Source organism: Streptomyces sp. NPDC054765, from assembly GCF_053612065.1.
In genome coordinates, this window is the sequence record NZ_JBSHBP010000074.1 from 1 (window position 1) to 4,507 (window position 4,507).

Here is a 4,507-nt window from a genome sequence, read left to right on the forward strand (position 1 = left end):
GCCGACCCACCCATACACCTGCGTCTGATCCACGACCATAACCTCATCTGCGAAGTCTCCGACGCCAGCGGCACCGCCCCCCACATGCGCCGCGCCCGCACCTTCGACGAAGGCGGCAGGGGCCTGCTCCTGGTCGCCCAGCTCACAGACGCCTGGGGCACCCGCCAAACCACCCAGGGCAAAACCATCTGGGCGGAACAGAAACTCCCTGCGGACCCTCTGGAGACCGGGACGTGAGACTCAGCGGAAGCACACCGGCGGCATCGGTCGCCTCCGCGTCGGCCAGCAGGGCGGCCGCCTTCGCCTCCAGTTCATGCCGCCGCGTTCGTGCCGCCGCGAAGCCACTGACCGAGTCCTCATCACCGGCGAACGTCAAACGTTCTCCTATCCAGCTATGTCGTATCCAGGCAGCTCGTATCCAGGAAGGTCGGGAAGCTGATGAGTTCGGTACGGCAGATGGCCGGGGCCGTAGTCACCCTGGCGGGGGTCGCCGCCGTGGCGCCCTCGGTATGGCAGACAGCCACACACATCACCGACGAGACATACCGCGCCCCGGAAGCACGCCACGGCGAGGGGCACGTCCAGTACCACATGGCACGTGAAGTAGTGATCACCGCGGGCTCGGTTGGCGTCCTCGTGATGGGCGTCCTGGCTGGTCAGGACAGGAACCCCACCGATGCTCTGCTGCGTGAGCCGCCCGACTCCGCCACAGCCCAGGTCGCCGCGGACATGGCGAACACGGACCTCGATCGGCCTTCTCCCGCTGGGCCGCGGACAACTGGCCGCCTCTCCGACCGCGTCCGGGAACAGCATGCGGCCGTCCATACCCTCCTCGACCAGGGCGTCGCACTGCGCGCGATCGCCCGCCAGCTCGGACTTGCCCGCAACACCGTCCGCCGCTTCGCCAATGCAGCGAGCGCGGACGAGCTCCTGGTCGGCCGGTGGACCGGCCGCGCCAGCATCCTCGATCCCTATAAGCCCCACCTTCACCAGCGGTGGGCCGAGGGCTGCACCGTCGCCCGCCGACTGTTCGAAGAAGTCCGCGAACGCGGCTACCCCGGCGGCGAGAACATCGTGAAGGTCTACGTGGCCAAGCTCCGCGCAAACTTCCCGCACGACCCGCCCCGCAAGACACCGTCCGTGCGGGACGTGACCAGTTGGCTCACCCGCCACCCCGACCGCCTCACCGAGGACCAGACCCAGCAGCTCAAGGCAATCCTGGCCCGCTGCCCCGCACTCGACCGCACCGCCCACCACGTCCGCGCGTTCGCCGAGCTCATGAACGACCGCCAGGGCAAGCAGCTGGACCAGTGGATCACGAGTGTGAAAGCCGAGGACCTGCCCGCCCTGCACACCTTCGTCACCGGTCTCGGCCAGGACCTCGACGCTGTCGTCGCCGGCCTCAGCCTCCGCTACAGTTCCGGCGCCGTCGAAGGCCACAACAACAAGATCAAGATGTTGAAGAGGCAGATGTTCGGCCGAGCCAACTTCGACCTGCTTCGCAAGCGAGTCCTCCTCAGCGCGCGAGGCCGGCATGTACACCGAACTCGACGTCACCAGCCGGTAGCAGGCATCACGCCATGACACACGGCGTCTCTCGTAAATGAGTAGTTCTGAGAGATCACGGAGCCTGGCGAAGCATGTCCGGTTTGCCCCTGATCTTCGTTCTCATAACTTCTCGCAAAACGGCTTTCGCACAAAGCCCATCGCGATAGGTTCTGCGACATGCCAGAGCTCGCCGAACCGGCCGCCGCCGTCGAACAGTTCGACTGCCCCACCTGTGACGTGCCCGCCGGGAGCACCTGCCGCACCCGTGGCGGCAAGGTCGCCCCGAAGTACCATACCCCGCGCTTCATGCTCGTCCCCCAGCTCCGGGCCGAGCTCGAAGTCCGCACCCCCGCCGACCGCGGGCCCGGCCGCGCGTGGGAGATGGGCCCGGCCATCGACGCCGCCGTGCCGGAGACCACGACGAAGCCCACGAGGGTGGGGTACGCGCGTTGCAGTACCGCCCAGCAGGAGCTCCAGAGCCAGCTCGACGCCCTCGCTGAAGCCGGGTGCGACCCGGTCTTCTCCGAGAAGATCAGCACCCGGATCAAGGTCCGCCCGGAATTCGTCAAGGCGATGGACTTCGCCCACACCATCAAGAAGGCCGTCCCCCACCAGCGGGTGATCTTCACGGTGCACGAGATGAAGCGCCTGGGACGCGGCGCCGCCGAACTCCTCGCCATCGCCGAGGACCTGCGCCACCACGACATCCAGCTCGAACTCCTCACCGGCCCCCTCCAGGGGGTCTACGACCCGTCCGGACACGGCGCCGCCCTGTTCGCGTTCTTCGCCGGCATGGCCGAGTCCGAGCGCGAGTACATCCGGGAGAAGTCCCTCGAAGGCCAGGCATCCGCCCGCGAACGCGGCCGCCACGGCGGTCGCCCCAAGGTCGTCGACGACGACATGGCCGACTACGCCCGCGCTCTGCGCGCCCAGGGCGTCGCTGTCCCGCAGATCGCCCGCAAGCTCGTCATCCCCTCGGGCAAGAACAAAGGCGAGCACCCCTCGGTCGCCACCGTCTACCGCCTCCTCTCCGAAGCCGACAACACGGCCTGAGTCCGGACGTACGAAGGTCGTCACGCCTCCTCGCGTGACGACCTTCGATCCGAAAGCTACTGGCGGGTTACTTGTCACCTGGTTCGCCGCTCGTTAACGGCACCCCGCGTGGGGTGAACTGGCCGGTGCCGGAACCGTTTTCCAGGCAGGGGCCGTTGGGGAGGGGGCCGCCGCGGGTGAGGGCGTCGCGCAGCGGGTCGTCGCGGCCGGTGGCTTGGGTGCTGTCCCAGTCTGCGGCGAGCTGGTCGAAGAGTCCGCCGAGAAAGCCGGCTTCTGCGGCGGTCCAGGCGCGCCGGCCGGCGGCCAGGTCGCGGGCGAAGGCCCGGAAGGCGTTCGCCGTTCCCTCGGGCGGGAGCGGCTTGCCCTCCGGGCTGGGCCGGGTCCGCGGCAATGTGGCAATCACGAATGCCAGTTGAGCACGGAGAGGGCGCGGGCGGATCGGCCCGGGGGCGGAGCACCTGCTCCACCCTTGGGTGGAGCAGGCGGCGGCGGTCAGTGGGGGTGGCCCTCCTGCGGCGGGCTCGGGTCTTCGCCCAGGTGTGTGTGGTGGTGTGCTGGGCGGTCGTGGTCGGTGGTGGGGGATCCGCCCATCATGCGGAGCATGGCTCTGCCGCCGGTGCGGAAGAACCGCACCAGGAGGGCGGCTGCCAGCAGGAGGAAGACGATGTTGAGCCAGGTGATGCCTTCCATGGGGATCTTCGCGTCGGCCTGGTCGGGGATGAGGCCCAGGCCGCCGAAGGTGAACTCGACGATGTACCCGGCGATGACGGTGGCGAGGTAGAACGTGCCGAGCAGGAAGAGGGCCATCCTCGCGCCGTAGTACTTCCGGTAGATGTTCAGGATCGGCAGGATCAGCAGGTCGGCGAAGATGAAGGCGACGACGCCGCCGAAGCTGATGCCGCCCTTCCACAGCACGACGGCGAGCGGCACGTTGCCGATGGAGCAGACGAACGAGGCGATCGCGACCAGTGGGCCGATGATGGGCCCCCACAGTTTGGATGCCAGCGGGTGGCCCTCGAAGAAGAACGTGCGCCAGAACGAGTCCGGAACCCAGGCGGCGATCGCCCCGGCGATCAGCAGACCGATCACCAGGTCCCGCAGGATCGCCGCCCACTCCATGACAAAGACGTGACTCGTCGAGGTGAAGCCCTCGCGCGACAGCAGCCGCCGGGCGAAAGACCCCTCACGCCGGACGGACATGTCCATCGCGGCGTGCCCCTCCATCGAGCCGGCCAGCCCGCGTTCGGACTGCTCACGGGCCTCGCGCAGGAGTTTGTCGCGCAGGAACAGCCGGAACAGCACCGCGAGGACGACGATCATGATGGGGCCGCCGACGAACTCCGCCGCCGTGAACTGCCAGCCCATGAGCAGCGCCAGGATGACGCCGAGCTCGACGACGAGGTTGGTCGAGGCGATCTCGAAGGCCATCGCCGCGGTGAAGTTCGCGCCCTTGCGAAACAGCGAGCGGGCCAGCGCCACCGCCGCATACGAGCATGAGGAGGACGCCGCGCCGAGGCCGGCGGCGATCGCCAGGGTGCGGGGCCGGTCGTCGCCGAGCAGGGAGACGACTGTGGATTTGCGGACGACGGCCTGGACGACCGCGGACAGGGCGAAGCCCAGGATCAAGGCCCAGGTGATCTCCCAGGTCATGGAAGCCGCGATCGACAGTGCGTGCAGTACGGCGTGGATCATCCCTGAAGCCTTCCGAGAAGAGCACGGCATGGGGCCCACCGACACGTCGCACCTGGGCAGCACGGCGCGGCGCGAGACGGTCGGGCAGGGCGGGGGGGCCCCCGGGGGGGGGGGGCCCCCCGGGGTGAGCCGGCCGTGGTGGGGAGGGGGGGGGGGGGGTGGTTGGCGCCCGGCGGGTTCTAAAGGGAAAAGCCCCCGGTACCCGCGGTCGGGC

The 4,507-nt window shown here is 68.9% G+C and carries 5 protein-coding genes; 3 read left to right on the top strand and 2 right to left on the bottom strand.

Annotation, left to right across the window (positions count from 1 at the left end; translation table 11 throughout):
- From ACWGJY_RS32015 to ACWGJY_RS32025, 3 genes are all read left to right on the top strand, one after another.
- Positions 1-237 (top strand): ATP-binding protein (locus tag ACWGJY_RS32015; RefSeq protein WP_453264375.1); only part of this gene is annotated, 237 nt, incomplete at its 5' end.
- Positions 238-438: 201 nt separating this feature from the next.
- Positions 439-1,584 carry a transposase gene (locus ACWGJY_RS32020; protein ID WP_453264376.1) on the top strand — a complete coding sequence of 382 codons (1,146 nt, stop codon included), beginning with the start codon at positions 439-441 and terminating at the stop codon, positions 1,582-1,584.
- Positions 1,585-1,725: 141 nt separating this feature from the next.
- Positions 1,726-2,601 carry a recombinase family protein gene (locus ACWGJY_RS32025; RefSeq protein WP_453264377.1) on the top strand — a complete coding sequence of 292 codons (876 nt, stop codon included), beginning with the start codon at positions 1,726-1,728 and terminating at the stop codon, positions 2,599-2,601.
- A gap of 67 nt (positions 2,602-2,668) precedes the next feature.
- Here the strand turns inward: ACWGJY_RS32025 and ACWGJY_RS32030 are convergent, their stop codons facing one another.
- Positions 2,669-3,004: a hypothetical protein gene (locus tag ACWGJY_RS32030; protein WP_453264378.1), complete on the bottom strand. Its 336-nt coding sequence runs from the start codon at positions 3,002-3,004 to the stop codon at positions 2,669-2,671.
- An 89-nt stretch (positions 3,005-3,093) separates the two neighbouring features.
- On the bottom strand, positions 3,094-4,290 hold the full coding sequence (locus ACWGJY_RS32035; RefSeq protein ID WP_453264402.1) for a permease: 1,197 nt from the start codon (positions 4,288-4,290) through the stop codon (positions 3,094-3,096).
- Positions 4,291-4,507: the final 217 nt, after the last annotated feature.